The sequence below is a fragment of the Sphingobium sp. TKS genome (assembly GCF_001563265.1).
In the GTDB taxonomy this organism is placed as follows: domain Bacteria; phylum Pseudomonadota; class Alphaproteobacteria; order Sphingomonadales; family Sphingomonadaceae; genus Sphingobium.
In genome coordinates this window covers 182,472-208,635 of sequence record NZ_CP005084.1, presented here as the reverse complement: position 1 = coordinate 208,635, position 26,164 = coordinate 182,472, and the positions used below count along the sequence as shown (strand labels likewise).

23 protein-coding genes and 1 pseudogene are annotated in these 26,164 nt (G+C 61.1%); 11 read left to right on the top strand and 13 right to left on the bottom strand.

Annotation, left to right across the window (positions count from 1 at the left end; genetic code table 11):
- Positions 1–40: 40 nt before the first annotated feature.
- On the bottom strand, positions 41–1,126 hold the full coding sequence (locus K426_RS21915) for a PepSY-associated TM helix domain-containing protein (RefSeq protein ID WP_066562380.1): 1,086 nt from the start codon (positions 1,124–1,126) through the stop codon (positions 41–43).
- On the bottom strand, positions 1,113–1,475 hold the full coding sequence (locus tag K426_RS32950) for a hypothetical protein (protein WP_169575600.1): 363 nt from the start codon (positions 1,473–1,475) through the stop codon (positions 1,113–1,115). Before K426_RS32950 ends, K426_RS21915 begins: the two co-directional genes overlap by 14 nt.
- A 144-nt stretch (positions 1,476–1,619) precedes the next feature.
- Here K426_RS32950 and K426_RS21905 point away from each other — a divergent pair, with 144 nt between their 5' ends.
- Positions 1,620–2,663 (top strand): MBL fold metallo-hydrolase, encoded by a 1,044-nt coding sequence (locus tag K426_RS21905; protein ID WP_066563767.1) that lies wholly within the window; start codon positions 1,620–1,622, stop codon positions 2,661–2,663.
- Between the two features lie 172 nt (positions 2,664–2,835).
- On the opposite strand, the gene K426_RS21900 is transcribed toward K426_RS21905, so the two are convergent.
- On the bottom strand, positions 2,836–3,759 hold the full coding sequence (locus K426_RS21900) for an SDR family NAD(P)-dependent oxidoreductase (RefSeq protein ID WP_237230143.1): 924 nt from the start codon (positions 3,757–3,759) through the stop codon (positions 2,836–2,838).
- Positions 3,760–3,924: 165 nt separating this feature from the next.
- Here K426_RS21900 and K426_RS21895 point away from each other — a divergent pair, with 165 nt between their 5' ends.
- Positions 3,925–4,851, top strand: a complete 927-nt coding sequence (locus K426_RS21895) for a LysR family transcriptional regulator (protein ID WP_066562378.1) — start codon at positions 3,925–3,927, stop codon at positions 4,849–4,851.
- 29 nt (positions 4,852–4,880) lie between these two features.
- Here the strand turns inward: K426_RS21895 and K426_RS21890 are convergent, their stop codons facing one another.
- From K426_RS21890 to K426_RS21870, 5 genes are read right to left on the bottom strand one after another with little or no spacing between them, the layout of a single operon-like run.
- Positions 4,881–5,390 carry an aromatic-ring-hydroxylating dioxygenase subunit beta gene (locus K426_RS21890; protein WP_066562376.1) on the bottom strand — a complete coding sequence of 170 codons (510 nt, stop codon included), beginning with the start codon at positions 5,388–5,390 and terminating at the stop codon, positions 4,881–4,883.
- On the bottom strand, positions 5,387–6,754 hold the full coding sequence (locus K426_RS21885; protein ID WP_082748993.1) for an aromatic ring-hydroxylating oxygenase subunit alpha: 1,368 nt from the start codon (positions 6,752–6,754) through the stop codon (positions 5,387–5,389). Before K426_RS21885 ends, K426_RS21890 begins: the two co-directional genes overlap by 4 nt.
- Positions 6,755–6,768: 14 nt before the next feature.
- Positions 6,769–7,578, bottom strand: a complete 810-nt coding sequence (locus K426_RS21880) for an SDR family oxidoreductase (RefSeq protein ID WP_066562375.1) — start codon at positions 7,576–7,578, stop codon at positions 6,769–6,771.
- A 44-nt stretch (positions 7,579–7,622) separates the two neighbouring features.
- Positions 7,623–8,777: an alpha/beta hydrolase family protein gene (locus K426_RS21875; RefSeq protein ID WP_066562374.1), complete on the bottom strand. Its 1,155-nt coding sequence runs from the start codon at positions 8,775–8,777 to the stop codon at positions 7,623–7,625.
- Positions 8,770–9,753, bottom strand: coding sequence for a glyoxalase (locus K426_RS21870; RefSeq protein WP_066562373.1), 984 nt, complete (start codon positions 9,751–9,753; stop codon positions 8,770–8,772). Before K426_RS21870 ends, K426_RS21875 begins: the two co-directional genes overlap by 8 nt.
- A gap of 254 nt (positions 9,754–10,007) precedes the next feature.
- Between K426_RS21870 and K426_RS21865 the strand changes: the two genes are divergently transcribed.
- From K426_RS21865 to K426_RS21835, 7 genes are all read left to right on the top strand, one after another.
- A complete protein-coding gene (locus K426_RS21865) occupies positions 10,008–10,937 on the top strand; it encodes a 3-keto-5-aminohexanoate cleavage protein (RefSeq protein WP_066562367.1) in 930 nt (309 codons plus the stop codon).
- A complete protein-coding gene (locus K426_RS21860; protein ID WP_066562365.1) occupies positions 10,934–11,974 on the top strand; it encodes an SMP-30/gluconolactonase/LRE family protein in 1,041 nt (346 codons plus the stop codon). The genes K426_RS21865 and K426_RS21860 overlap by 4 nt, the downstream gene beginning before the upstream one ends.
- A gap of 138 nt (positions 11,975–12,112) precedes the next feature.
- The gene (locus tag K426_RS21855; protein ID WP_237230141.1) at positions 12,113–13,153 is read left to right on the top strand and encodes an aromatic ring-hydroxylating dioxygenase subunit alpha; all 1,041 of its coding nucleotides are present in this window, start codon (positions 12,113–12,115) and stop codon (positions 13,151–13,153) included.
- Between the two features lie 54 nt (positions 13,154–13,207).
- Complete coding sequence (locus K426_RS21850; RefSeq protein WP_158511764.1) at positions 13,208–15,463, top strand: TonB-dependent receptor; 2,256 nt, start codon at positions 13,208–13,210, stop codon at positions 15,461–15,463.
- Positions 15,464–15,512: 49 nt separating this feature from the next.
- Positions 15,513–17,297 carry an FAD-dependent oxidoreductase gene (locus K426_RS21845; protein ID WP_066562357.1) on the top strand — a complete coding sequence of 595 codons (1,785 nt, stop codon included), beginning with the start codon at positions 15,513–15,515 and terminating at the stop codon, positions 17,295–17,297.
- A 10-nt stretch (positions 17,298–17,307) separates the two neighbouring features.
- Positions 17,308–17,757, top strand: coding sequence for a c-type cytochrome domain-containing protein (locus K426_RS21840; protein ID WP_066562355.1), 450 nt, complete (start codon positions 17,308–17,310; stop codon positions 17,755–17,757).
- A gap of 69 nt (positions 17,758–17,826) precedes the next feature.
- Positions 17,827–19,497: an FAD-dependent oxidoreductase gene (locus tag K426_RS21835; protein WP_066562353.1), complete on the top strand. Its 1,671-nt coding sequence runs from the start codon at positions 17,827–17,829 to the stop codon at positions 19,495–19,497.
- A 97-nt stretch (positions 19,498–19,594) separates the two neighbouring features.
- On the opposite strand, the pseudogene K426_RS33145 reads toward K426_RS21835, so the two are convergent.
- From K426_RS33145 to K426_RS30515, 3 genes and pseudogenes are all read right to left on the bottom strand, one after another.
- Positions 19,595–19,669 (bottom strand): annotated as a pseudogene (locus K426_RS33145) (hypothetical protein); the annotation flags it as partial.
- Positions 19,648–19,800, bottom strand: a complete 153-nt coding sequence (locus K426_RS31855) for a hypothetical protein (RefSeq protein WP_158511762.1) — start codon at positions 19,798–19,800, stop codon at positions 19,648–19,650. The pseudogene K426_RS33145 and the gene K426_RS31855, both read right to left, overlap by 22 nt.
- A gap of 74 nt (positions 19,801–19,874) precedes the next feature.
- Positions 19,875–20,987, bottom strand: coding sequence for a TonB-dependent receptor (locus tag K426_RS30515; protein WP_237230172.1), 1,113 nt, complete (start codon positions 20,985–20,987; stop codon positions 19,875–19,877).
- Here K426_RS30515 and K426_RS21825 point away from each other — a divergent pair.
- Positions 20,986–22,350, top strand: coding sequence for a transposase (locus tag K426_RS21825; protein WP_013039168.1), 1,365 nt, complete (start codon positions 20,986–20,988; stop codon positions 22,348–22,350). The two genes, K426_RS30515 and K426_RS21825, sit on opposite strands and share 2 nt — an antisense overlap.
- Here K426_RS21825 and K426_RS21820 read toward each other — a convergent pair.
- Complete coding sequence (locus tag K426_RS21820; protein ID WP_066562349.1) at positions 22,245–23,693, bottom strand: TonB-dependent receptor; 1,449 nt, start codon at positions 23,691–23,693, stop codon at positions 22,245–22,247. The genes K426_RS21825 and K426_RS21820 overlap by 106 nt on opposite strands.
- A 454-nt stretch (positions 23,694–24,147) precedes the next feature.
- Here K426_RS21820 and wrbA point away from each other — a divergent pair, with 454 nt between their 5' ends.
- Entirely contained in the window at positions 24,148–24,789 is a 642-nt protein-coding gene (wrbA, locus tag K426_RS21815; protein ID WP_066562348.1) for an NAD(P)H:quinone oxidoreductase, read from the top strand.
- Between the two features lie 471 nt (positions 24,790–25,260).
- On the opposite strand, the gene K426_RS21810 is transcribed toward wrbA, so the two are convergent.
- The gene (locus K426_RS21810) at positions 25,261–26,103 is read right to left on the bottom strand and encodes an SDR family NAD(P)-dependent oxidoreductase (protein ID WP_066562347.1); all 843 of its coding nucleotides are present in this window, start codon (positions 26,101–26,103) and stop codon (positions 25,261–25,263) included.
- Positions 26,104–26,164 lie beyond the last annotated feature (61 nt).

The following is a 26,164-nucleotide window of genomic DNA, read 5'->3' as shown; positions in this document are numbered from 1 at the left end:
CCTCAAAGGAGGGAAGGGCGTGCGCGCCCTTCCCGTCGCCTTACGTCATGGCGGGGCGGACCGGCGGTTTCCGGACGGCCCGTGCGGAGCGCCTGAACCAGAAGGTCCAGACCGTCAGCGTCCCGAGCAGCGTCATCGCCAATCCGGACAGGGTCATGATCAGCTTGAACGCCAAGCCACCGACCTTCGCCGTGTGAAGCGGGTAGAGCAGATTATAGCCCTGCACCGCCATCGGCAGCGCGGCCGCATCGCGCGCGGCGACCAGCGCGCCGCTGTCGGCCGCGAACCATAAAGTGGTGCGGCCATTGGGCAGCCATTCCTGCGGCCGCCGCATGCGGATGGTGATCAGCCCGCTATTCTTGCGCGGCAGGGTCAGGCCGCGCAGCTCCGCGTCGGGGAAGCGCGCCTTCGCCGCCATGACCATCCCCGCCCAATCCAGTTGCGCGGCAAGCTTGGCGTCACGCGGCGGCAGCGGTGCCAGAGCCTTTTCGATCTGGGCAGGCGCCCCCGGTCCGAACAACAGCGCCGCCATCGGGCGGAACACCAGCACCGCCCCCGTCACCAGCGACAGCAGCAGCAGCGGCGCGACGATCACGCCCAAATCGCGATGATGCCGCACGATCGCCGGTCGGCTCATCCGCGCAGGCCACAGCCGCCACTCAAAGGTCCGCCGCGTGCGCCACCAGAGGATGAGGCCGGTCACGACGAAAAACAGCCCGCAAAGCGCGGCAATGCCGATCGCCCAATCGCCCGCCTCGCCGGAGAAAAGATGGTGGTGGAAATCAAACAGCCACAGTTCGGGCCGTTCCCACTGGCTGCCCCACCGCGTCACCACGGCGCCGCGCTGATCCGCATAGGCGCCGCCACCACCCTCGAACAGCAGCTTCAGCAGCCCAAAATCGTCGGACGCATAGCTGATCGACAAAGGCCGCGCCGCCGGATCAGCCATGATGCGCTGCGTCACCTGGGCCAGTTGGCGGACATCCTCCACCCGCGGATCACCCGCATGGGGCGCCAGCGTCCAGGCATTTTTATGCACCAGCAGCGCGCCGCTGAGGCCCAGCAGGGCCAGCAGCAGCCCGATCAGTCCGCCGGTCCAGCGGTGCAAAGTGTCAATCAGCTTCACTTGAGTCGATAGTCCCAGGAAAGGGTGAAATTGCGTCCGCGCCCCGCGAAATAATGGGCATTGTCGTTGGGCCGGACGGTCGGCTGTAATAGTCGATATAAAAACTGTCGAAGATATTTTGCACGGCCAGCGTCAGTGCCCCCGAACCGGGTCTGGTAACGCAACGACAGGTCGCGATCAGTCGCTGTTCGGTCAGGTCATAGGGTGCGTCGAAGCCCGGCATGGCGCGCTCATGGCTAATCTTGCAGCCATATTTGCGATGCGGTTCTATGAGATCACTGTCGGTCATATGTGTAGAGGCGATGCTTAGCCTGCCTAGCTTGACCAACAAAGAGAGATCGGCCACCACTCAAGCGTCTCGTTGATGATATGAAAAAAAATCCTAATTCCCGCCGCGAAACCTGGTGCAACATGATTATGTGCGACGGATGAATTGTTGCCTTGCCCGGCGCGCCATCGCCGCGCGAGCATGCAGGCACGACAAGGAATGAAAATGACGGCTCACCTGAATTACCCTGCGCTTGAACTGCCGGCGATTGGTAACGGCAGCGCGACTGGAATTGCAGACGGAGTCCTTTGGCTGCGGATGCCGATGGGCGGCAGCTTGGAAGCGATTAATCTTTGGGCGCTGGCTGACGGCGATGGCTGGACCATCATCGACACGGGCCTGCGAACCACCGAAACCACTGCGGCGTGGCGCCAGGCGTTCGCTTCGACCTTGGCGGACCGGCCGGTGCGGCGCATCATCGTCACCCATCTCCATCCCGACCATAGCGGCATGGCAGGCTGGCTGGCGCAGAAACAGCCCGCTCGGCTCTGGATGACGCGGCTGGAATATCTGACTCTTCGCGTTCTTGCCTCCTATACGGGTCAAGAAGCGCCTGAGGAGGCGATCCGATTCTACCAGACCGTTGGCTGGGAAGAAGATGCTCTCGATCACTATCGGGCGCGGTTCGGAGATTTCGGTAAGATGCTCTATCCCTTGCCCGACAGTTTCCGTGCGCTGGAGGATGGCCAACGGCTCATCATCGGGGGCCGTGAATGGGTGATCGTCGTCGGCAAAGGGCATTCGCCCGAACATGCCATGCTCCATTGCCCCGAGATGAAGTTGCTGATTTCGGGAGATCAGGTGCTGCCTGAAATCTCATCCAATGTTTCGGTTCAGCCTTTGGAACCGGAAGCCGATCCCCTCACCGATTGGTTGGAGACGCTCAAGGCGATCCGTCAAAGAGTGCCGGATGACGTGCTCGTCCTTCCCGCCCACGGCAAGCCGTTCCATGGACTGCACGCCCGCATCGGCGCCTTGATCGCCGGGCATGAAGCGGGCCTTGCTCGTCTGCTCACACTGGTTGAAACGCCGAAACGGGCAATCGACGTCTTTCCGGCTTTGTTCAAACGCCAGATCGATCGGTCTGTTCTGGGCCTTGCTACAGGGGAAAGCCTGGCCCATCTCGCCTGCCTTCGAAGCCGAAGGCTTGTGACCGAAGAGGTCGATGCTGCCGGTATCAGATGGTGGCGCGCCCTGGGCACAGTCTAATGGGATCGCGGTCGATCCTTATCGACAACTGGTCGCCTTTTCGAACAAGTTGACCTGAAACGAAGGAACAGCCGGTTCCCCCGGTAGGCGACGCCTCGCTTGTGCCCGGCTCAAATAGCCATAGAGGTAGAGCTTGAGCAGCATGGGAATGAGACGCAGTTTTCCCGGCGGTTCAGGTATCAGTTCCCTTTAACTCCGCGCTTACCCTTGCAATCTCATGGCTGAACTGGTCGGGGCCGTGCGCCGGCACGAATGCGCCAAGTCGATCGTCAATCTCCGGCCAGCGGGCCAGGATCGCATCGGCAGCATCGGCTCCGTCCACCACCAGCCCTTGCGTCAACAATATCCTCGCGCTCTCATAGCTGCCTGCGCCCGCGCACAGGATCGCGCCATTGGGCGCATCGGCCGCCGAGAGAGCTACGACGGCGGGCGCGACTAGCGCCGGGTCGAGCTGCAGCAGCTCGCTTGCCTCATATAATCCATCGGTCATGCGCGTTGCCGCGGATGGCGAGAGGCAATTGACGCGGATGCCATATTTCTCACCTTCCAGGCGAAGGGTTTGCATGAGGCCTACCAGCGCCATCTTCGCGGCGGCATAATTGGCCTGCCCGAAATTGCCGAACAGGCCCGATGAGGAGGTGGTGAAGATGATCCGTCCATGCCGGCGCTCGCGCATGCCGTCCCAGACCGCCTTGGCGCAATGGACCGATCCCATCAGATGGACCTCGATCACCGCGCGGAAATCATCCATCCCCATCTTGGCAAAACTTCTATCGCGCAGGATCCCGGCATTGTTGACGAGGATATCCACGCCTCCCCATTGATGCTCCACATTGGCCACCATCGCGCGCACGGAAGCAAGATCCGTGATGTCCGTTCCATCGACGATCGCCTCGCCACCGCGCGCGGCGATCTCGTCGGCCACCGCGCGTGCGCCTCCAACATCGCCGCCAAGGTCATTCACCACCACCCTTGCGCCATGTGCTGCCAGCGCCATTGCGTGGGCACGGCCAAGCCCTCCTCCTGCGCCGGTCACGATCGCGATCCTGCCCGTAAGGTCGATCATCGCCATGTCTGTCCCATCCTGCTTCGTCATTGCCTAACAGCGCTTACTCACGCAGAACCGGAGCCGGAAATCGCTTCGCCCTATGTCGATCATAAGTCCAAAAGATAGGCAATCCTCCGCCGGATTTGCCATGTAGGATGAAGGAAAGCGGCAGTTGCATTGAAATGATCCAGCAGAGGATGGACTTGAGGCACAATGGCTAATCTCAACCGTTTCGACTTCAATCTGCTTCTCGCGCTCGACACGCTCCTGTCCGAGCGGAGCGTCACGCGGGCGGCCGATCGGCTGTGCGTGACCCAGCCGGCGCTCAGCGGTTCGCTGCAACGGTTGCGCCAGCATTTTGACGACCCGCTCCTCCTGCGCGTCGGGCGCGAGATGGAACTGACGCCCAAGGCGCGCGCCCTCATCGAGCCGGTTCGCACCGCCCTGTTGCATATCAACGCCGCCCTGGAAACGCAGGCGATCTTCGATCCCGGAACATCGGAACGGACCTTTCGCGTCGCGATGTCAGACTATTGCGTCCACGTTTACCTGCCAAAGGTCGTACGCATCCTCGCGGCCCGCGCGCCGCAACTCAGGCTCATGATCGAGAATGTGTTCGGGCCAAGCTTTTCGAGACTCGAGGGCGGGGATATCGACATGGTGATCACCCATGGCGACCGCAGCCTGTTCGGTCGCGAGGGGCGCGACGTCGACCTTCTGACCGCTGACCTGTTCACGGACAGCTTCGTATGCGTCGTCGCGCGCGATCATCCCATCGGGGAGACGATGACGAAGGACGACTATCTGTCCTATCCGCACGCCCTTGCCTTCTTCGGCGCCAATGTGCGCACGGTCGAGGAAGCCGAGATCGAGCGGCGCGGGATTGTGATCAAGGAACTGCTGCACGTCCCGACTTTTGCAGGATTATTGCAGATGCTGCCCGGCACGGAGATGATTGCCACGGTGCAGAGCAAGCTGGCGGAGCAGTTGGCCGACACGGATAAGGTCCGCGTATTGCGGCCGCCGATCAACCTTGGCACCCTTCAGGAGACACTCATCTGGCATAATCGCAGCGATGATGATCCAGGTCATATCTGGCTTCGCAAAGTGTTGAAGGAGGCAGCGGCGGAACTGGGCTGAACCATTGGCGCCGCGCCTCCTTTCCTCGATCAGAGGAAGACCGCCAGGTTCGGGGTCTGGAGAATCGTCTCAGCCAGAATGATCGTGCGCCGCACCAGACGGCATTTTCCCTCGGCATCGATGCGGATGCGATCGATCCGGCGTGCGGGAATCCATTCATAGGCCCGGTCGATGGCGCGCTGGCGATAGAGGGAGAGCGCGCTGTGGACCCGATAGAGACCATTGCCCTTATCCTCCTCGACGAAGATCGATCCCACCGTCCGCACAGTCCGCGAGGCAGGGTCTTCCGCCCAGTTCTCGCTCGTGCCCATGCGTTCCAGGCGCTTGCGGATCATCGCCATGTCCTCATGCATGCGGAAGGCGCCCTTGGGGAACTCGTCCTCCCGCTTGCGCGCGCTGATGCGCAAGGGAATCTCGTAAAGTATCTCCTCGGCGAGGAGGCCGACCCAGTCCTCGAGCCGGCCATTATCGAGGAGCATGGCCTCATGGCCCAGGAACTGGCGGATGGCGAATTCCACATCAGGCGTGATCGCGCTCATTTGCCGGTCTCCACCATCTGGCTCAGCCAATGCTGGTAAAAGGCGCGCTGGCTCGGCTCGCCGGGTCCCGGACGCCAGGCTTCTCCCGGTCCTTCCCAGCTCTCGTCCAGCGTCTGCTGCCCCATGCCATCCATGCCCATCTGCATGTTGAACGATATGTTCTCCTTGCGCGCCCAGACACTGCGGGCTGCTTCGGGGGCTCCTTCCCATACTACAGTATCGTCCTGTTCGAAGATACCTGCCGAACTGAAACCGAACTGGCCTGCGGCATAGCTGTCGGCGGCCTGTTGCTCGTCCATGAAGTTCCACTTGAGCTGCCAGGACCACAGTTCCATTTCCCCCGGCCCCGAGGGTTGCCACTGACGCCAGGATGTGTAGACCGCAGGCGGCTTGCCCGGCGAGGGCGGGCCGAAGAAGCGCAGGAAGGACAGGTTCGGGAAGATGGTGCCCACGATCGGCGGGTTCTTCTTCACCACGTCCTGCAGCAGCGGATCGATGCGATCGAGATCGAAGTGCTGCTGGATGTCGGGCGGATAGTACCAGACATGGCCATCCGGACCGAACATGCTGTCGAAATCATGCCCAAGGAAGCTGTGTCCGCCCGGGATCACATAGTGCGTCGAATAATTATTGAGGACGTCGAACCCCTGCGCGAGCTGGATCGTCTGGACCGAGCCATGTGCGACGCCGACATGATAGCCGTCGCCGCCGAAATTTTCCGAGCCAGTTTTCCAGTCGCCGCGTACCTTGTAGCGGTCCGGCGGCCCCATCGGACTCATGCCGCCCGGATGCAGGTCCATCAACCCGCGCATGAACCATGCGGCGCCACCCAGATAGTCCATGAGCGTAGGGGCATCGGGATCGAGCGAGGCGAAGATCATCCCAAGGAAGCTCTCGACATGGGGAGCCTTGAGCAGCCCCCAATCCTTTGGGTCGAGTCCCTTATAGGCCTTGCTCTTGTCGGGCGCGCCGATCCAGTCGCCATTATTCTTGAAGACCCAGCCGTGATAGGGGCAGCGGAAATGGCTCTGGTTGCCGACATCGGTCTGACAGAGTTTGGTCCCGCGATGGCGGCAAAAATTCGCCAAAACGTGGATTTCATTCTTTGCGTCGCGCGTCACGATCACGCTGTCGCGCCCGATCCGGCGCTGCATGAAATCGCCCTTGTCGGGGATTTCGGACTCGAAGCCGAGGAACACCCAGCTTTTCGCGAAGATGCGTTCCATCTCGGCGTCGAAGATGTCGGCATTGGCGAAGATGTTGACGGGGACCAGACCCCGATCCAGTTCGCCGCGGGTCCGGGCGAGGATGTCGTCCAGACGCTCGCTGATACCGGGGCGCGATTGCGCTGCGTGCATGACCATGATCGCGTCCTTCCTCAGCGGGCAGAGATGATCGGGCGATTGGCGAGACCCTGATCGGCCATGATGATCTCGCCCGTCAGGATGCGTTGCCTGGGATCGGCGAGGAGCGCGTAGGCCGGGCCATATTCCGCGCCGGTGGGCAAGTGATCGAGCAGCGTGACCTTGCGGATCATCGCCATGAAACTGTCCTTGGGGATGTCGTTCTGGCTTTCGCCCTCCAACCCCAGAGCGCCGGGGCCGCGCAGGTCGGAGTCCGCGATGCCGCAGGGCGAAACCGCATTGACCCGGATGTCGGGCGCAAATTCGAAGGCCAATTGGCGCACGACGCCCAGCACCGAATGTTTGGACGCGGTATAGAGCAGTCCGCCGCCGTCTGCGCAGTAGGAGGCATTGGAAGAGGCCGTCAGCGTGATCGATCCGTTGCGCCTTGCCAGTTCTTCGCGGAACACCACGGCGGACAGGATATAGCCCAATACATTGATCCGCATCACTTCGTCGAAGGCGGCGGGAATCTTCTCCAAAGGCAGCTCCGAAATCGGCCGATTGCCGTCGAAGATACCCTGGGCGCCGACGAGGCAGTCGACCCCGCCGAACCTGGCGACTGTGGCGTCACGAAACCTCTTCAGAGCCTCAATGTCACGCACGTCGCCTTCCATGACGAGCGTATCGTCGCCAAAGGCCTGCTGGAGCGCGGCAACCTTCTCGGACGAGATATCCAGCAGGGCCAGCTTCGCGCCCAAGGTCCGGAAATGTTGGGCCAGCCCGAGCCCTAGGCCAGAGCCGCTGCCGGTCAGCGCAACGACGGCGCCTGTAAGATCGGTCATGTTGTTCCCTACTCCCATTATATTCTCACGCGACTGTCGCGTAATCAGATCATTTCGGCAAATCTGTCATGGATCCAGTCCGCGATATAGCTGCGGACAGGTTCCATATTGTCGGCGCTGCAATGCTCGACACCACCTTCGCGGGCCGTGAAGACCTTGAGGTCCGCACGCGGGCTGCGCACGGCCTGATCGTGCGAGCGATAGGCATATTCGACCGGGATCTGCCGGTCATTTTCACCATGCACGATCAGGAAGGGCACATCGATATGCTCGACCACGCCAGTGAGCGTGATCCGCTCCGACATCGTCATGAAGTCGTCGAGGCGTTGCTGGCCCCAGACCCACATGACATGGGCCCAGTAATGCGGCACGGGATTCTCGCCTTCATTGCGCCGGCGGCGCTGCTGCACCAGACCCCATTCATGGTTGGCGCCCCAGGCGACGCACAGCTTGAACCGTTTCTCGAAGGCCGCGGCACGCGGGGCATAATAGCCACCCAGCGACCAGCCCATCATCCCGATCCTGTCGGAAGCGACATCCTTGCGTGTCTCCAACCAGTCGACCGCCCTGCCGGCCCAGACTTCGGTCTCGACAATTGCGGGCAGCTTGTTGCGGCGGAGCGCACCGCCGACGCCAGGCTGGTCGACGACGAGGCAGGAGATGCCGCGCGCGCGCAAAGCCGCGGGCAACCCCACCAGGAACACCATCTCCTTCACGCTGTCGAGGCCGTTGCAGAAGACCATGCAGGGCGGCGTGGGATTGTCCTGGGTGGCCGCCGAACAGAAGAGCGCGGGATAGTGGCTGCCGGCATAGGGAATCTCGACCATCTCGCAGGGCTCGCCGCTGCATTCGACATAGCGCGCGAAGGTCGAAAGCATGTCGGCATAGGCCTGCTGGCGCGGCGGATAGTCGCTCGCCTGCATGCGTTCGGCCGTGATGAGATAGGCACAGGCGCGACGATATTTCGCCGCTGCGCTCTCCAGATGCCCGGCAGCGTAATCCGCATCCGCCATGTCCTTCACCCGCGCCGCCATGGCGAGCCACGTATCGAAGAAGGCGTCGACCCCGTTGTCGCCAGCCGTCGCGGCCTGAGCGGTCGCGCGATTGGCGCTATCGATCTCACCGATCGATCCCCCCATTTCCAGCGCGAGATTGATGGACAGGTTCCAGACATAGTTGGTGGGAAAGGGCTCAAACATGATCGATCCCTTCGGCGACCTGCGCCTCGGTCAGATATTTGAAGCTCCATTCCGGCTCCGTCTCAAGGAAGGGCGGAACATTGTGGGTGAAGTGGCTATATCCAAAGAGCGGCACGTCGAATTCGCGCGGCACCCAATTGTCGTCCACATAGTCCGCGTCGGTGCCATATTCGGCTTCTCCGCCGGCAGGACAGGGAAGATAGTAGAAAAGCGCGGAGTCGATGCGATGCCGGCCAAGCCCGATGTCGGACGGCTGCCAGCCGCGGCGCACCATGTAGTTGGCCCCGACCATCAGCTCGTCAATATCCTCGACACCATAGTTGGCGTGATCGAAACGCAACTGGCCATCGCAGCCGGGAAAATGGGCGTTGGCGTTGAGGAAGAGCAGGTTGTGATGGTTGTTGCTGCCGCTTGCGCGCAGATAGTGGCCAAAGCCGGTCTGCACGTCGCTCAGCCGGAAGCCAAGCCGCGCGCGCATGAAGCGCCCCGCCTCGATATAGTCGGGAAGCCGAAACACGACATGGTTGATCACCTTGGGCCGCGCGCGGCGACGCCACTTGCGATGGGTATTGAGACGTCGCACCACGCCGGGCGCATTGACCGGGTCGGGCGCATTGGCGAACTGGCGGGGCGTCCACAGGACGAATGAGAATGGCACACCGAACAACAGAGCGCGAAACCCGCCCTCAATCGATTCCAAGGCATGGTCGCGGCCCAGATTGTCGGCAAGGGCACCAAGCGATACCTCGTCATCGATGCCCCAGGAAACTTCATGGACCCCATCGCCAACGATCTGCGAGGATGGAAGTGCCGGGTCGCCGGAAGGCAGGATTTCGACCTCCGATCCATTAGCGAGAGTGTAAAGGCCCGGCGCATCGCCGCCTGCCGGACTCAAACCGAAATCAGCGAAAAAGCGCCGCGCAGCCTCTGTGTCAGACACAGAGTAACGCAGCCGCTTGATCCCGATAATAGCCATTTCTCGATCCCTCCCGTGCCCGTCCCGGGCTGCTCGAGGCTGTCCGTCAGACCGGCCATGCCTTGTTGAGATCCGGGGTAATATGCCCTGGCCGTCCGCAAAAATCGTTTGTCGGTATGCGTGGCATAATCGCTGCCTATCCACGCCTCATGCCGATCAGATCGGCTTATCCGTCATATAGGGTAAAGTGATTTCCCGTGCGCTCGACGATCTGGAAGCTTGGCCATCAAACAAGTCGATGGAAGGGATGACGGATGCGCAAGGTGATCGTGACATGTGCGGTAACGGGCGGGATCCATACGCCCTCCATGTCGCCGCATCTGCCGGTAACGCCCGAGGAGATCGCCAGCTCTGCTATCGAGGCGGCCCGCGCCGGCGCGACGATCGTACACCTGCATGCCCGGGATCCCGAAAATGGCAGGCCGACGCAGGATCCGGATGTCTATGCCCGCTTCCTCCCGGTAATCGCGGACCGCTGCGACGCGATCATCAACATCACCACCGGAGGATCGCCGGTCCTGACGCTGGAGGAGCGACTGGGGCCCGCCCTGTCCTTCCAGCCCGAAATTGCTTCGCTCAACATGGGCTCGATGAACTTCGCCTTCTATGAGATGCTACAACGCTTCACCTGCTTTGAACATGCATGGGAAGAGCCCTATGTGCGCGGCAGCGACGACTATATCTTTCGCAACACTTTCCGCGACATCGCCTACATTCTCGAAAGCTGCTCGGCGCAGGGCACGCGGTTCGAGGTCGAATGCTATGATGTAGGGCATCTCTACTCGGCAGCCCATTTCGCCGATCGCGGCTTGTTGAAGCCGCCTTTCTTCATCCAGTCTGTGTTCGGCATCCGTGGCGGCATCGGCGTCCATCCCGAAGATGTCGCCATGATGCGCCGCACGGCGGACCGCCTGTTCGGTGACGATTATGTCTGGTCGGTGCTGGGCGCAGGGCGGCACCAGATGCCGATCGCAACCATGTCGGCGGCGATGGGCGGCAATGTGCGCGTTGGTCTGGAGGATTCGCTGTGGGGCGAACCGGGACGCCTTGCCAAGTCCAATGCCGAGCAAGTCGAGCGCATCATCACGGTCCTCCACGGCCTGTCGCTGGAGGTGGCGACCCCGCAGGACGCTCGCGAGATATTGCAGCTCAAGGGCGCCTCCGAAACGAGGATCGCGGCGTGACCCTTATCCTGCAGGGACGTGGTCCCAACCCCCTCAAGGGCTTTCGCGTGGAAGACCAGATGCTGCGCTTTATCGGTCGGGATCTGCAGCGCCCGGAATGCATATTGGCCGATCGCGAGGGCACCCTATGGTCAGCCGATGCGCGCGGCGGCGTAATGCGGATCGCGCCGGACGGCACCCAGAAGCTGATATGCCAGAACGCCGACGCTCATTTCGACCTCTCGGGCGATGCGGAGCAAAGCCTCGTGTCCGGCACGCTCCCCAACGGCCTTGCCTTCGGGCCGGACAACTCGATCCTGATCTCCAACTTCGGTACCGACCGGCTGGAGATCATGGATCGCGAAACCGGCGCAACCCGCGTGCTGCACGACCGGATCGACGGCAAGCCGATGGGCAAGGTCAATTTCGTGCTGCGCGACAGCAAGGGGCGTTTGTGGCTCACCATATCCACCATGGTCAATCCTTGGACCGACGCGATCACGCCATCGATCCGTGACGGCTATGTCGCGCTGGTCGACGATCGCGGCATTCGCGTGGTGGCGGACGGTTTTGCCTTCACCAATGAAGTCCGCCTCGATGCCGCCGAGGAATGGCTCTACGTCGCCGAAACCACCGGCAAATGCGTAACCCGCCTGCGCGTCGGCCCGGACGGTTCGCTGAGCGACCGCGAGGTCTATGGCCCCTCGACCCTGGGGCGCGGCGTGATCGACGGCATCTGCTTCGACGCCTATGGCAATTTATGGGCGACGATGATCTTCGCCGACCGGCTGGTCGCCATCACCCCCGATGGCGATTGCCTTGAACTGGCCGAATTCGGCAGCAGCCAAGCGACCGATCGGTTCGAGGAGGAGTTTGGGAGCGGCGCGCCGGTTTCCTTCGAGACCTTGGCGGCCTGCGGCGGGACGATCGCCCCCTGGCTGGCGAGCGTGACCTTTGCCGGGCCGGACCTGCGCACGGCCTGCCTGGGCTCGCTGCGGGGCACCAACATCCCCGCCTTCACCTCCCCTGTTCCGGGCTTGCCGATGGCGCATTGGTAGGAAGCGTGCCGCCGATATCCCGCCCTTATGTTTCACATCAGCAAGGACAATTGGATACGCCGGGCAGAGCGAAATAGGGATGAAGGCAAGGAAGGGCGCGACGAAACGACGCCTTCCAGACATGCAGAGGAGAAGGCATTGTCTACACGGGTTCACCATCGCAGTTACCCGCTTAATGCCTGGTACATGGCCTGTTGGGCCGATGACCTTGCAAGCAATCGCCTGTTGGCGCGAACCCTGCTCGATCGACCGGTCGTCCTCTTTCGCGATGCGAACGGCGCCCCTGCCGCGCTGGACGACATGTGTCCGCACCGGTTCGCTCCCCTCTCCAGGGGCCGCGTTCAGGACGGTATAGTCCAGTGCGGATATCATGGCCTGCGGTTCGACGCATCAGGCGCATGCCTGGGCAATGCCTCCGCCTACAGCAGCTTTCCGCCGGGCACGTGCGTGCAATCCCATCCCGTGGTCGAGCGGCACCGTGCGATCTGGATATGGCTGGGCGATGTCGAACGAGCCAATCCGGAGCTGATCCCCCTGCTTTCGCGGATGCCCGAGCCTGGAGGCCAAGAGAATATCGGCAACTATCTGCACGTCCATGGCAACTGGCTGCTGGAAACCGACAATATCATGGACCTGACGCACGTCCATTATCTGCACGACGGTTCGCTCGGCAATGAAAGCATGCGCACAGGTGAAATGACCGTGAGCGAGAAAGACGGCGTGATCCGCGCCGAATTATGGATGCCAGGTACGACCTGCCCCTTCGGACCGCTGGAAGGCAAGCTCTGCGACCAGTGGAACAATGTCGAATGGCACGCGCCTTCAGCCATGATCCTCGACTTTGGGGCAGTGCTTCCGGGCGAAGCTGCCGTGCAAGACGAGGGTGGTTATGCCTTCCACATCTTCACGCCCGAGACCGAGCGGACCACCCATTATTTCTTCGGCAGTTCCGGCTCTTATGCTGAAGAGGACGCCTCGCTGCCGCGCATGATCGGCGCGCTGCAGAACCGCATCTTCCTCGAAGAGGACAATCCGATGATCGAAGCGATCCAGGAAAGGATGGCCGGTCGCGACTTCTGGGAGATGCGCCCGGCGATCCTGTCGAGCGATGCCGCCGCCATCAGGGTGCGGCGCAAGATCGCCAAGCTTTGCAGGGAAGAGGTCAACGCCGCGGACTGAACCACGGTACTGGCTCCTCAAGAAACAATGAAAATGCGACAATTGGGAGGAAATATGACTTATCGACACTTGCGCAGCGCGGCTCTCTCGAGCGTAGCGGCAATCGCGGTCGCCGCATCTCCGGCTCTCGCCCAGGTGAATGCTCCACAGGGTGGCACAGCTACTGCCGCTGCCGACACAACCGGCATCGCCGACATTGTCGTGACCGCGCAAAAGCGTGCGGAATCCGTTCAGGATACCCCGATCGCGGTGTCCGCCATTGGCGGCGCGGCGCTGGCCCAGCGTGGGGCGACCGACCTGACAGCGATCGCCTCCACCGTCCCCGGGCTCAACGTTTCCGAACAGGTCGGACAGGCGCGGCTGACCCTGCGCGGGATCGGCGTCGACAATATTTCGACTGGCGCGGAAAGCAGCGTTGCCTTCAATCAGGACGGTGTGTTCTTCTCCCGCTCGGCAGCGGCTCTGGCGTCCTTCTATGATGTCGAACGGGTCGAAGTGCTGCGCGGACCACAGGGAACCCTCTATGGCCGCAACGCCACGGGCGGCAGCGTCAACATCATCACCAACCGCCCCACTTTCAACACCAAGGCGGGCGTCAGCCTGACATATGGCAATTATGACGCAATCAATGCAGAGGCCCACTATTCGACGGGCCTGAGCGACAAGGTGGCCATGCGGCTGGCGGGCCAGATCCAAAGTCATTCCGGCTATGGCGAAAATCGCGTCACGGGCGCCGACGTCGACAACAAGCATTCGCAAGCGGTCCGCGGACAGTTGCTGTTCCAGCCGACCGAACGCCTGACGATCCTGCTGGGTGCCGATTATTATCACCAGAAGGACAGGTCGAACATCTATCACTATTTCGGTCCGGCGGGTTTCACCGCATCGGGCGATCCGGTCACGCCGACCGGCCTGCTGCTCGGCGGTTTCGACCCTGGCCCGCGCAATGTGGCAAGTGTGCGTGATCCGTCCAATAAAGCGGAATTCTGGGGCGCGCGCGCAGACATTTCCTATGAACTTAGCGATACGCTCTCGCTGCGTTCGCTCACCGCCTATCGCAGCAGTTCGTTTCTGGTGAAATCGGACCTCAATCCGCTTGGTCTTGATCTTTTCCAGATCGATTTTGGCGAGACGTCGGACGAATATACGCAGGAACTACAACTCAACCTCGACACAGACCGAAACAAGCTGGTCGTCGGCGCCTTCTACATGCACGAGCAGATCGACGGGTTCATCAAGGGGCCGTTCAATCTCCTTGCCGTGGGCAGTCCGGACTTGTTCGTCCAGGGCTTTTACTCGGGCGGACGCCTGAAGACCGACGCTGCCGCCATCTTCGCGCAGGACAGCTATTCACTCACCGACGCCTTGCGCCTGACACTGGGCGCCCGCTACAGTTGGGAAAAGAAGAAGGTCGCCGACCAATCCGACTTCAACTTCGCTGATCTTTACGATCCAGCAGCCGGTCCCCGCTTTCCGGCAAACAGGGACAGCAAGACCTTCAAATCCTTCACGCCCAAGATCGGCCTTGATTTCGACATTGCACGCGACGTGATGGTCTATGCCTCCTATTCCAAGGGCTTCAAGGCGGGCACTTTCAACCTGGGTTCGACCGGCCCCGCGCTCGATCCGGAGAAAGTCGATGCTTATGAAATCGGCCTGAAATCGACGGTGCTCGACGGACATCTCCGGGCGAACCTGTCCGGCTTCTACTATGACTATTCCGACCTTCAGGTGGGCAAGGTCCAAGGGCAGCTTCTGGTTCTGGAAAACGCGGCGGCTGCCGAAATCTACGGCCTGGAAGGGGAGTTCACCCTCGAGCCGGTGCGCGACCTCATCGTCACGCTCAACGCCAGTTGGCTGCATTCGCGGTTCAAAAATTACGTGACGGCGGATCAGGCCCGGCCCGCCGGGGACGGCACGACGCTGGACGAGAACGGCGTGCCCGCCTTCGACCTTTCAGGCAACAGGCTGCCGCAGGCTCCCAGATATACGATCGACCTGTCGGCCCAATATAGCTTCGACGTGCCCGGCGGCTCGCTGACGGTCCGGGGGGAAAGCAATTGGTCGGATAGGATTTATTTCTCGCCCTTCAACCTCAATCATGTCTCGCAGCCCGCGTTCAACACCCAGAACGCCTTCGTCACCTACCGCACGGACAAGGGGCTGCGGATGACGGGTTTTGTGCGCAATATCGGCAATGAAACCATTCGCGCATCCGGGCAGGTCGCAACAACACTCCTTGGCTCGCCGGTCATCGGCTTTGTGAAGCCGCCGCGCACTTATGGACTGACAATCGCCTTCGATTATTGAGCCGATCTCGAACGGCAAAGCATAGCGGCCACATCTGTTGAGGATCGACATGGCAAGCAATCCAACATCTGCGCGACCCGTTTCCTCGCGTCGGCAATTCTTCTCAACGGCGGCCGGCGCGACCGTCGGCGGAGCGCTGGGCCTTGCTGCGGGCGCGACCATGTCGCGCCCGTCGGGAGACGCGTTCGACTGGGCGCAAGAGACCGACATACTGATTGTAGGAACGGGAGCCGCCGCGCTTTCGGCAGCCGTTGCGGCCGTGAACCAGGGCGCTTCGGTCATCATGGTGGAGAAAGGCCCCACCTATGGCGGGACATCGACCAAGTCGGAAGGGGGCATGTGGGTTCCGAACAACCGCTTCCTGCGTGCCAAGGGCAAGGTCGACAACCGTGATGACGCCTTGCGCTACATGGCGCGCTGCGCCCGGCCGCATCTCTATCGCAGCGGCGCGCCCTTTTTTGGCATGCCGGAGCCCGAATATCGGCTGATGGAGGCATTTTACGATAATGCATCCAAGGCGTTCGAATATATGGAAAGCATCGACGCGCTCAAAACCACGCAGATATTGCAACTGCCCGATTATTATGAGGGGCCTGAGAACAAGGTGCCGCTCGGGCGTCAGATCATGACGCAAAAACCTGATGGAAGCTATGGCCTCGGCGTCGAACTCGTGCGGCAGCTCAAGGCCTGGCTAGACGCGCGGAAGGTTGTGTTTCTCCTCAAGCACCGCGCGCAGACGATCCTGCGTAATGGAAAAGGGGAAGTGGTGGGTTTGGAACTGGCCGCGCCGGATAAGACGACCGTGCGGCTGAGGGCGCGCAAGGCCGTGATCTTCGCCACCGGCGGTTTTGCGCATAACAAGGATATGATGCGCAATTTCCAGCCGGCGCCGATCTATGGAACCTGCTCGGTCCCCACCAGCGAAGGCGATTTCGTCACGATGGCGCAAGCCATCGACGCGAAGCTCGGCAACCTCAACAATGCATGGCGCATGCAGGTCGTGATGGAACACACGCTAGATCTGCCGAGCGTCCCCAGAGGAATTTGGCAACCACCGGGCGATAGCATGGTTATTGTCAATAAATATGGCGAGCGCGTGGTCAATGAAAAGCATAATTATCATGACCGGGCGAAGGTTCATTTCACATGGGATACAAATAGGGAAGAATATCCCAACCAGTTTCTGTTCATGATCTACGACCGGCGCGTCACCCAATTGTTCTCCGACAATTTTCCTCTGCCGCCCGCCGGCGCACAGGCCTCTTACATCATTGAAGCCGACAACCTGGCCGCCTTGGCCCCGGCGATCCAGGCGCGCCTGGACCGTCATGGCGACCGTTGGGGAGAGGTTCGCATCGACGGCGGCTTCTCGGCGAGCCTCGCCAAGACGGTCGCCCTGTTCAATCAATCTGCCGAGACCGGCACCGACGCGCAGTTTCGTCGCGGCGCGTTCCAGTGGGACAGGGACTGGCTCAGCTACACCTCGATTCCGCGTGAAGGAACTCCCTGGAAGACTGGGGAGATGCCCAACGCCACCATGCATCCGTTCCAGGCGCAAGGCCCCTATTACGCGATCATCCTGGGATCAGGCGTGCTCGACACCAATGGCGGGCCGGTCATCAATCCCAAGGCGCAGATACTGGATACGTCTGATGCTCCGATTCCCGGTCTGTATGGCGCCGGCAACTGCATTTCGTCCCCGGCTGGGCAGAGCTATTGGGGCGGCGGCTGCACTCTCGGTCTGGCCATGACCTATGGCCATCTGGCTGGGATGAACGCGGTCCAGGAACCCGTGAAAGACGCCGCTGATGTAAAACTGCCTGCGGCTGCCTGAGGGTAATGAAATGACAGATATGCGATGGGCGGCCGCCCGGCGGCGCGCACGGATTTTGATCTGCCTTTCGATGTTGATGATCTGCGCCTGCTCTCAAGATGGGAAGCGGGAGGCCGACAAGGTGCAGGAGCCATCCAGCGGCCCAAGCTTCAACCAGGAAATTCAGCCGATCTTCGACGGCAATTGCGTAGCTTGCCATCAGGCCCAAGGCGCTTCGGGCAATCTCAATCTTGAGATTGGTACGGCTTACGGGGCAATCGTGGCAGTTAAAAGCGGCGAGAGTCCCCTTTCCTACATCGCGCCGGGAAAACCGGAACAAAGCTACCTCATCCGCAAGGTGGAGGGGACGCATGTCCAAGCCGGTGGCTCGGGCGAACGCATGCCCCTGACGGGACCCTTGGATGCTCCATCGATCGCCAAGTTGCGCGACTGGGTGAAGGCTGGGGCCAAGGCGGACTGACGATGGAAAGGGGATGTCGGCCCGTTTACGTTCCGACACATCCAAGCATCGCCGCATAAGCAAGGACAAATGATGAACGAGGAATCGACATTCGATCTGGTGGTGGTCGGTTCAGGGGCAGCCGGTCTCACGGCCGCGGTCGTGGCGGCGCATCGGAGCCTTTCCGTGCTCGTGATCGAGAAGGCGGAGACGTTCGGCGGCACGACGGCGCGTTCGGGCGCGGTGGCCTGGATACCGAACAATCCGCATATGGCATCCGCTGGCTTGTCCGATAGTCCGGAGCAGGCTGACCACTATCTTCGCGACCTGATGGGCAATTTCTATGACGAGGGAAAGGTCGGCGCCTTTCTGCGGCATGGCCCGGAAATGGTCGGCATGATGGAGGCGAACAGCGTAGTGCGCTTCGACAACTGGCACAGCCTCGATTATGAGCCGTGGCGCAAGGGCGCAGCGCGCGGGCGCAGCATCGGTGCGGCCGAATTTGATGGCCGGCGGCTCGGCAAGGATCTCGCGCGGATCAGCCCCGGCCTCCCCAATCTCTCCATATTGGGCGGCATGCAGGTCGCCTATGCAGATGTCGCGCATTTTGGGGCGGCGTTTCGAAATCGCGCTGCTTTCCTGTACACCGCGCGAAAGATTGGCCGCTATGTCCGGGATCTGCTGCTGCACGGCCGTCCGACCCGCCTGGTCGGGGGTAATGCGTTAATCGGCGCGCTGCTGCTCACGGCGCGGGAAAAGGGCGTCACTCTGTGGCCGTCAACGCCGATGATGCGGCTACAGTTCGACCAAGGCGCGGTGCGCGGCGTGATCGTGCGTCGTGACGGCAGGGAACAGGTGGTTGTCTCGCGACGCGGGGTCGTGCTGGCAAGCGGCGGCTATGGCGGCAATGATGCGATGCGGCACGCCTATCTGCCGCTCGCGGGCGCGGGTTGCTCTTTGCAGCCGGAAACGAATGTCGGCGATGGTCTCCATGCCGGCGGGCAAGCAGGCGGACATGTTGTCACCGACAATGTCGCCAATGGCATATGGGCGGCATTGTCGACTAGGGTCGATCGCAGCGGCAGGCGTCTCCATCATCCACACATCTTCCGCGATCGGGCGTTCCCAGGCTTCCTGTTGGTGGATCGGCATGGACGGCGTTTCGTCAATGAAGGCGCTTCCTATCAGGAATTGGGCAATGTGATGATCCGTAAGGACATCCAGTCCGCCTGGCTGATCTGCTGCCATGCCGCCTTGCGCACCTACGGCATGGGACATGTCAGACCTGGCCCGCTCCCCTACAAAAACCATATCCGGAACGGCTACCTCAAAACGGCGGCGACTATTCCTGCCCTTGCCCAACGGCTGGGGATCGATCCGGCTGTTCTGGATGCGACAGTGGATCGCTTCAATGGCTTCGCCCGCGATGGCCACGACTCTGATTTCAACAAAGGCGAAGACGCCTATACCGCTGAACAGGGCGATCCCCAGCACCAGCCTAATCCCACGCTAGGGCCGGTGGACCCAGGTCCCTTCTACGCCGTGGAGATCAGGCCAGGCGAATTCAGTACGATCAACGGTCTGGAAACCGATGCGTCAGCCCGCGTGCTGAATGCAACGGGCGAGACCATAGCGGGGCTATATGCCATCGGCGTAGACGCCAATTCAGTTTTCCGCGGCGCCTATCCAGGAGGCGGTGCCAGCATCGGCCCCGGTATGACATTTGGCTATATCGCGGCCATGCACGCAGCAAGTAATTGAAGAGCCTTTTCAAGATCGCGACAATCGAAGAAGCGATGATATGGGAGCGGTCTCCGGCTTCGCGAGCGTCTTTGAAAGACACGTAACGCTCGACCGTCCAGAATTTCGAGACCACGTCAAGGGAAGTAAATTCAAGTACGGCGATGCGGTCTACGTCCAGGTCGCCTTCCAACCGATGAGGCTCTCTTCCTCCAGCGATGACCCGCCGCCATATTTGGCGATCAACGCCGGCACGGTTTGGAAACAGCCGGTAATCCAAGGAGGATCGTCGATCTTCATGTAGACGACCATGATCGCGGCCATTTCCAATCCTTCCCGTTCAGAAGCCGAAAAATGGGGATGGCGCAGCGTACAAGTGCGACATCCCCAAGGGAGAGTTAGTAACGGTAGCTTACCGAAAGCCCGTAGGTTCTGGGCTTGCCGGTCTGGCGATAGGTGTATTCCGCAAGATAGTTGGCGTTGGTCCAATAATATTTGTCCGTCAGGTTGCGGACCCAGAGCTGGCCGCGCCACCTGTCATCGCGATCCCGAATGCCGACCCGCAGATCGATCAGCGTGTAGGGATCGATCGCGAACAGCGGATCTCCCCCGTAACCGCCGTGCTGACGGCTCTGATAGTTTACGTCGACGCCGGCAAACGCATTCACTTTGTCGCTCACCGGAGTGTCGTAGGCGATCGTTCCGCTGGCTGCCCACTTAGGCGTGAGCTCGAAAGACTCGCCCTTCAGATTGATGGGCGCGCCAGTCGGCGTAAGACCCGGATAATCCGATTGGACCTTGGAGTCCGCATAGGTCACGTTCACCTCGAAGGTGAGGCCGGGAGCAGGCGCTGTGAGAATCTGCAGCTCAGCACCCTGAACGCGCGATTTGGGAATGTTGATCAGGGCTTCGCCTGTACCCAGGACTGGATAGATGAACTTTCCGCGCAGTTGCTTGTCGCTATAGTCGTAATAGAAGGCCGAAGCGTTAAGTTGCAGCTTGCGGTCCAAGAGCGAGAGCTTCGTCCCGATCTCATAGGCGAGAAGGCTTTCCTGGCGCGCCGGGATATATTGCGTGCTTAGACTCGCACCCAGGGTTGGAAAGCTGCCTTGCTTGTAACCCCGGCTGACGCTCGCATAGATGAGAGCGCCATCGGCCGGCTTGTAGTTGATGGCTCCGCGCCAGGAAATATTGTCTTCGTTTAGATCGTCGCCCTGAAGGCCGATGACGCCCGTCGCGGGATTGATCGTCGTGCACTGCCCGACGCCCAGTGTAGTGCCGTAAAGGTACGAGAACAGAGCCGCCCAGCGACCCTCGCCAATCGGGCCCGGGTCGCCCAGGCAGCCAGTGAAGCTACGGTCCTGCTTCGTATAGCGGATGCCACCCTGAAGGTTGACGCCTCGGGATAGTTCATAGTCGATGTTCGCAAAGCCCGCATAGCAGGCCGTTGACGAAGTCGGCGGTGGCTGATTCAGTGCGGCAGTGGGATTGTCTGGCGGGTTAGCGGCGATGGCGATGGGGCGTGATAGCGAGGTCCAGTCCGATTTGATCGTGACGTGGGCGGAGATACCGCGTTCACCGGGGCATGTTTTCTACGACAAGCTCCAGAAGCTGCTGGCCGAGGCGGGCTTCGATGGCTTTGTCGAGAAGACGTGCAAGCCCTATTATGCGCCGCGGATGGGAGCCCCGTCGCTGCCGCCGGGCCGCTATTTCCGCATGCTGCTGATCGGCTATTTCGAGGGCATCGACAGCGAACGCGGGATTGTCTGGCGCTGTTCGGATTCGCTGTCGCTGCGGGAGTTCCTGCGACTGTCGAGCCGCGACAAGGTCCCTGATCATAGCTGGTTGTCGAAGACGCGGAGCCGCCTGCCGCACGAGGTACATGACCAGATCTTCGGCTGGGTACTGGCCCTCGTCGCCGGGCACGATCTGGTGAAAGGCGAGCGGATCGGCGTCGATGGCTCGACCATGGAGGCGAACGCCGCGCTGCGTACCATCGTGCGGCGTGACAATGGCGAGACCTACCGCGAGATGCTGGTGCGCATGGCGCAAGAGAGCGGCATCGACACGCCGACGATCGACGACCTTGTCCGGCTCGATCGCAAACGCAAGGGCAAGAAGCTGTCGAATGCGGACTGGGCGAGCAAGACCGATCCCGACGCGAAGGTCGCGCGGATGAAGAACGGCTCGACGCGTCTGGCCTACAAGCCCGAACACGCGGTCGATCTCGACACGGGTGTTATCGTGGCAGCGCCGATCCACCCGGCCGACAAGGGCGACACGACAACGCTCGACGCCACGCTGGAGACGGCAGCACGCAACCTCGCCGACATTGGCCTGGCGCCGACGTCCGGGGATCCCTGCGATCTTGTGACCGATAAAGGCTATCATTCGCGCGAGCTCCTCAAGGGTCTCGACGGCGACATCTGGAAGACGCGCATCGCCGAGCCGGCACCGCCGAATGGATATCTGCGCTGGCACGGCGACGAGGCTGCCCAGAAGGCCGTCTACGCCAATCGGTCTCGCCTGAAATCCGCCGTCGGACGCAAGGCGATGCGCAAGCGTGGTGAGATGGTCGAGCGTAGCTTTGCCCACGTCCTGGATCGCGGCGGCATGCGCCGCGCGTGGCTGCGCGGGCGCGAGAATGTTCACAAGCGTTATTTGATCCACGTCGCCGGGTTCAATCTTGGCATTCTCATGCGCGCCCTGTTCGGTTGCGGCACTCCGAGGGGCGCCAGGGGCGCATCCAAGGCATTCTTGTTCGTAGTTCAGACCGATGTTGCGCTCGTCATCGCCCTCGTCGCCGAGTTCGACGGAGAAAGGGCCATGCTCCTCATCGTTTTTACCCCTGAAGGCGCTGACAGACCCGGCTGAAAACCGACTTCGTCACCGCGCTGATAGGTATCGGCCTTCTGCTTCGTGTACGTCCGCGCATAGCGGAAATTCAATCCCTGCGCTCGCAATCCGTTGGCCTGCGATCCATCGGCCACGATGTAGAGCGTGTCGTCGAAGATTGTATCGTGGGAGTAATTCGCCCCCACGACATATTTGATCGGGCCCGCTTCGCCCTGCAAACGCAATTCTTGGGAAAATGACTTGATATAGCCGGACTGGTTGCTGTCGGCCGCTTCGGCATTCGTGCCGTCCGCATCCGTGGTCTGATCCTGCTTGAAGTGCTGATAGGCGGTGATCGCGATCAAATCCGCGCCGCCGAGCGAATAGGTCGTTTTCAGCGCAGCCTGATAATACCAGTTGTTTCGGCGATATTCGCGGTTGGCACCCCAATCGGCCAGACGGTTGCTGCCCGGCGATGTAAGAACGGCCGCAAGCTCCGCTGGCTGTACCGACGTTGGATCGTTCGGCGAAAAACTTGCCGCGGCCAGCGCCTGGGTGTCCGACCTGTCGATAAAGCCGTTCAGGTTGAGCTCGAAGGTCAACGCGTCGCTTGCATCCACGTCGAGGAGGAAACGTCCCATCGTGACACGGGTCGCACCCATGGTGTCTTCCCTCGAGACGCTCTTCTGCCAATCACCGCTCTGATGCGTTCGAAGGGCAAGGCGAGCCCGAGCGGAGTCGCCCAACGGCCCGCTGACGAAGCCCTGGACATCGGTATCCATGAAGCGCCCGAGGCTCGCGTCGAAGCCAGCCTTGATCTCATCCGTAGGCTTGTTTGCGATGAAGTTGATGGCGCCGCCGGTCGAATTCTGGCCATAGAGCGTACCCTGCGGCCCCTTGAGCACTTCGATGCGCTGGATATCCAGCGAGGTGCCGGCCGCCATTCGAGTGTAGGGAAGCGGAATTTCATCGACATAGGCTGCCACGGGGGAGCTGCCAGCGAGGCTGGACTCGTAGAAGCCGACGCCGCGCAACGTCAGAACGGGCGTGCCGTAAGGCGTTTCAGTTGCGGTCAAGCCGGGAACGAGCTTCGCAAGATCCGCGGTGCTGCTTACGCCTTTCGCCAGCAGAGCGTCACCGCTGGCAGCGACGACCGAGATGCCGACGTCGTTGAGTTTTTCGGAGCGTCGCTGCGCCGTGACGACGATGTCGCCTATACCTGCGGATTCTCGCACCTGCGAGGCCGGATCCGCACCGGCCGTCTGTCCGATTGCGGGAATGACTTTCATCAAGGCCGCCAGGGAAAGCCCAGCAAGCAGGATGCGCTTCGTGTGTTGACTGCAAACGGCCATAAGAATCCCCTCCGGATCTCCATATTCCATGCTTCCGCGTCTCTCCGCACGGTTCTGAATGAATATTCAGTCTTATTGCTTTAGGATTGCATAGCCCTTCCTGTCAAGAGATTTTGAGGAAATCCTCAATAATGCTGCAATTGGTGAAAATCCGGGGATTCTTTCCATCGGCGTCGTGGTGGCGACTCGCCAATATGAAGTGCTAACGTTCGCAAAGGAATGGCATGAAGAAAGCTGGAAGTTGCTTGGCACATAACCCAATGGGTGAAGTGCGCCGAATATGACCCGCTCCTCCAGACTAGGAAAGCACTTATGCGACGGGAAACGTTGCGCTGCCGCTCTGGACGTTTATAGATATCTGACGAATCGATCAGAAACCGACTATCACCCCCGCGCCCCGGGCCGATCGCAACGGCAAAGGCCAACCGGCTACGGTCGCTCGCCTTCCGGCTGCACCGGCGCGCGGCATTCTCAAGGACAGGATATGACCCACACCAAGATTTTAATCGTCTTTTATTCGCGCGCCGGGTCGACCGAAGCGCTCGCTTTGGCGGTCGCCGCGGGCGCTTCGGCTGCCGGCGCCGAAGTCAGAATTCGGCGAGCGCGCGAAATCGTAGCGCCGGAAATCATGCAGGCCGTTCCGGGGTGGACCGAGCAGGCCGAGCGCATGAACGCCAATTACGAAAGCCCGAGCCTCAATGACGCCGAGTGGGCAGACGCGATCATTTTCGGAACGCCGACCCGCTTCGGCTCCGTCGCATCGGAAGTCAAAGCCTATATCGACGGACTCGGCGGATTGTGGGCAAAGGGGCGCCTGGACGGAAAGGCTGGCTCCGTATTTGGTGCGACCTCCTCAACGCACGGCGGCAATGAGTCCACGCTTCTCTCGCTATACAATCCGTTGGCGCATCTGGGGATGGTGATAGTGCCGCTCGGCTATGGAGATCCGGTGATGTTCGCGGCGGGAACCCCTTATGGCGCGACCCACGCCTCCATGGGAGACAGCATTCTCCCCGACGAAGCTCATCTTGCGGTCGCCCGCTATCAGGGGCGGCGCGTAACCGAGGTAGCCCGCGCTCTTCGCTGCTCGCCACTCTCGGCTGTTGAATCTGTTTCCACGAATTAGAAGGGAAGACACATGCTGATACGATCGGGAACATGGGAAGGGCAAGCCCAGCCTGGTACAGAGAGCAAATTGCGCGCAGGAATTTAGAGCGGGTTGCTGCGCGCCAGCTGCCCGGCGTCGAAAGCGCACAGCTCTTGTGGCCAGTCGGCCGGGAAGGCCGACATGCCGACTCATTCTACCTGATCCCGATAATCTGACGAGATGCGGCCGGGATGGACGCAATGATGGCAGCCCCGGGACGCGCGCTGGTACGTAAGGAAATGAAGCGCCTTCCGGCACTTTTCGATGGCGGCATCGGTCATGTGGCGGTCGAAGCATAGATCGCTAGGCAAAATCAGCCAACGCCTGCATCCGTGTGGCAACGTCGTGTACCGGCATTCGGGACTGGTGTCGACAGCAATGGGGAAGTAGACAGGCAGGCGCTTGCAAGCACCCGCCTGCCATCCCGGCAAGGCAAAGGTTCCCCGGAAATTAGGCGGTTTCGGTCTCCGCTTTCTTCAGAAGCGGGGAATCGGCATAGTCGACCTGAACATGCTCGACGACGTTGTTGATGCCGTACATCCCGCCGTCGACGATGATGTCCTGAGCGTTGATGTAATGCGATTGCGGCGAGGCGAGGAACAGGGCCACGTTGGCGATTTCGTCGGCCTGTCCCATCCGGCCCATCGGGATTTTCGAGACGAGCAGGTCGCCGACGACCTTGTCTTCCTTCTCATAGCTCTGCGAAACCGGCGTCAGGATCAGACCGGGGCTGATGGCATTCGACCGGATGTTGTCATTGCGGCCTTCCGCAGCGAACATTCTTGCAAGGGCCGACACGCCAGCCTTGCACGGACCGTGCGCGGCGGAACGGAACGGCGGCAGCTCGACATGGCCGCATAGCGACGCTGTGCTGATGATCACCCCGCCTCCACGTGCGACGAGATAGGGCCAGACCGCTTTGGTGGATACGTAGACGATCGTAAGCTCATACCGTAGCGTGTCGTTCCATTGTTCCAGCGTCGAGTCGATGAACGGCCCGAACGCACGCAGCGATGCGCCGTTATTGTAGAGGATGTCGATGCCGCCGAACGTGTCGACAGCGAACTTCGCCCAGCGCTCAGCATGCTCAGGATTGGAAGCGTCGATAGGCGCAACCGATTCCATGATGCCACCCGCTTCCCGGACCATCCGTACCGTTTCCGCATCATTTTCGGCATTGACATCGCAGCCGACGACTTTCGCACCCGCCTGCGCAAAAAGGAGAGCGGCAGATCGCCCCATACCGCCGCCCGTCCCCGAAATCAGGGCGACTTTTCCTTCAAGAACCTTCATGCTCTTTCTCCTAGTGAATCATCTTTGGCGTGAGGAATCGGGCGAACGCCTTGCGGCCGAC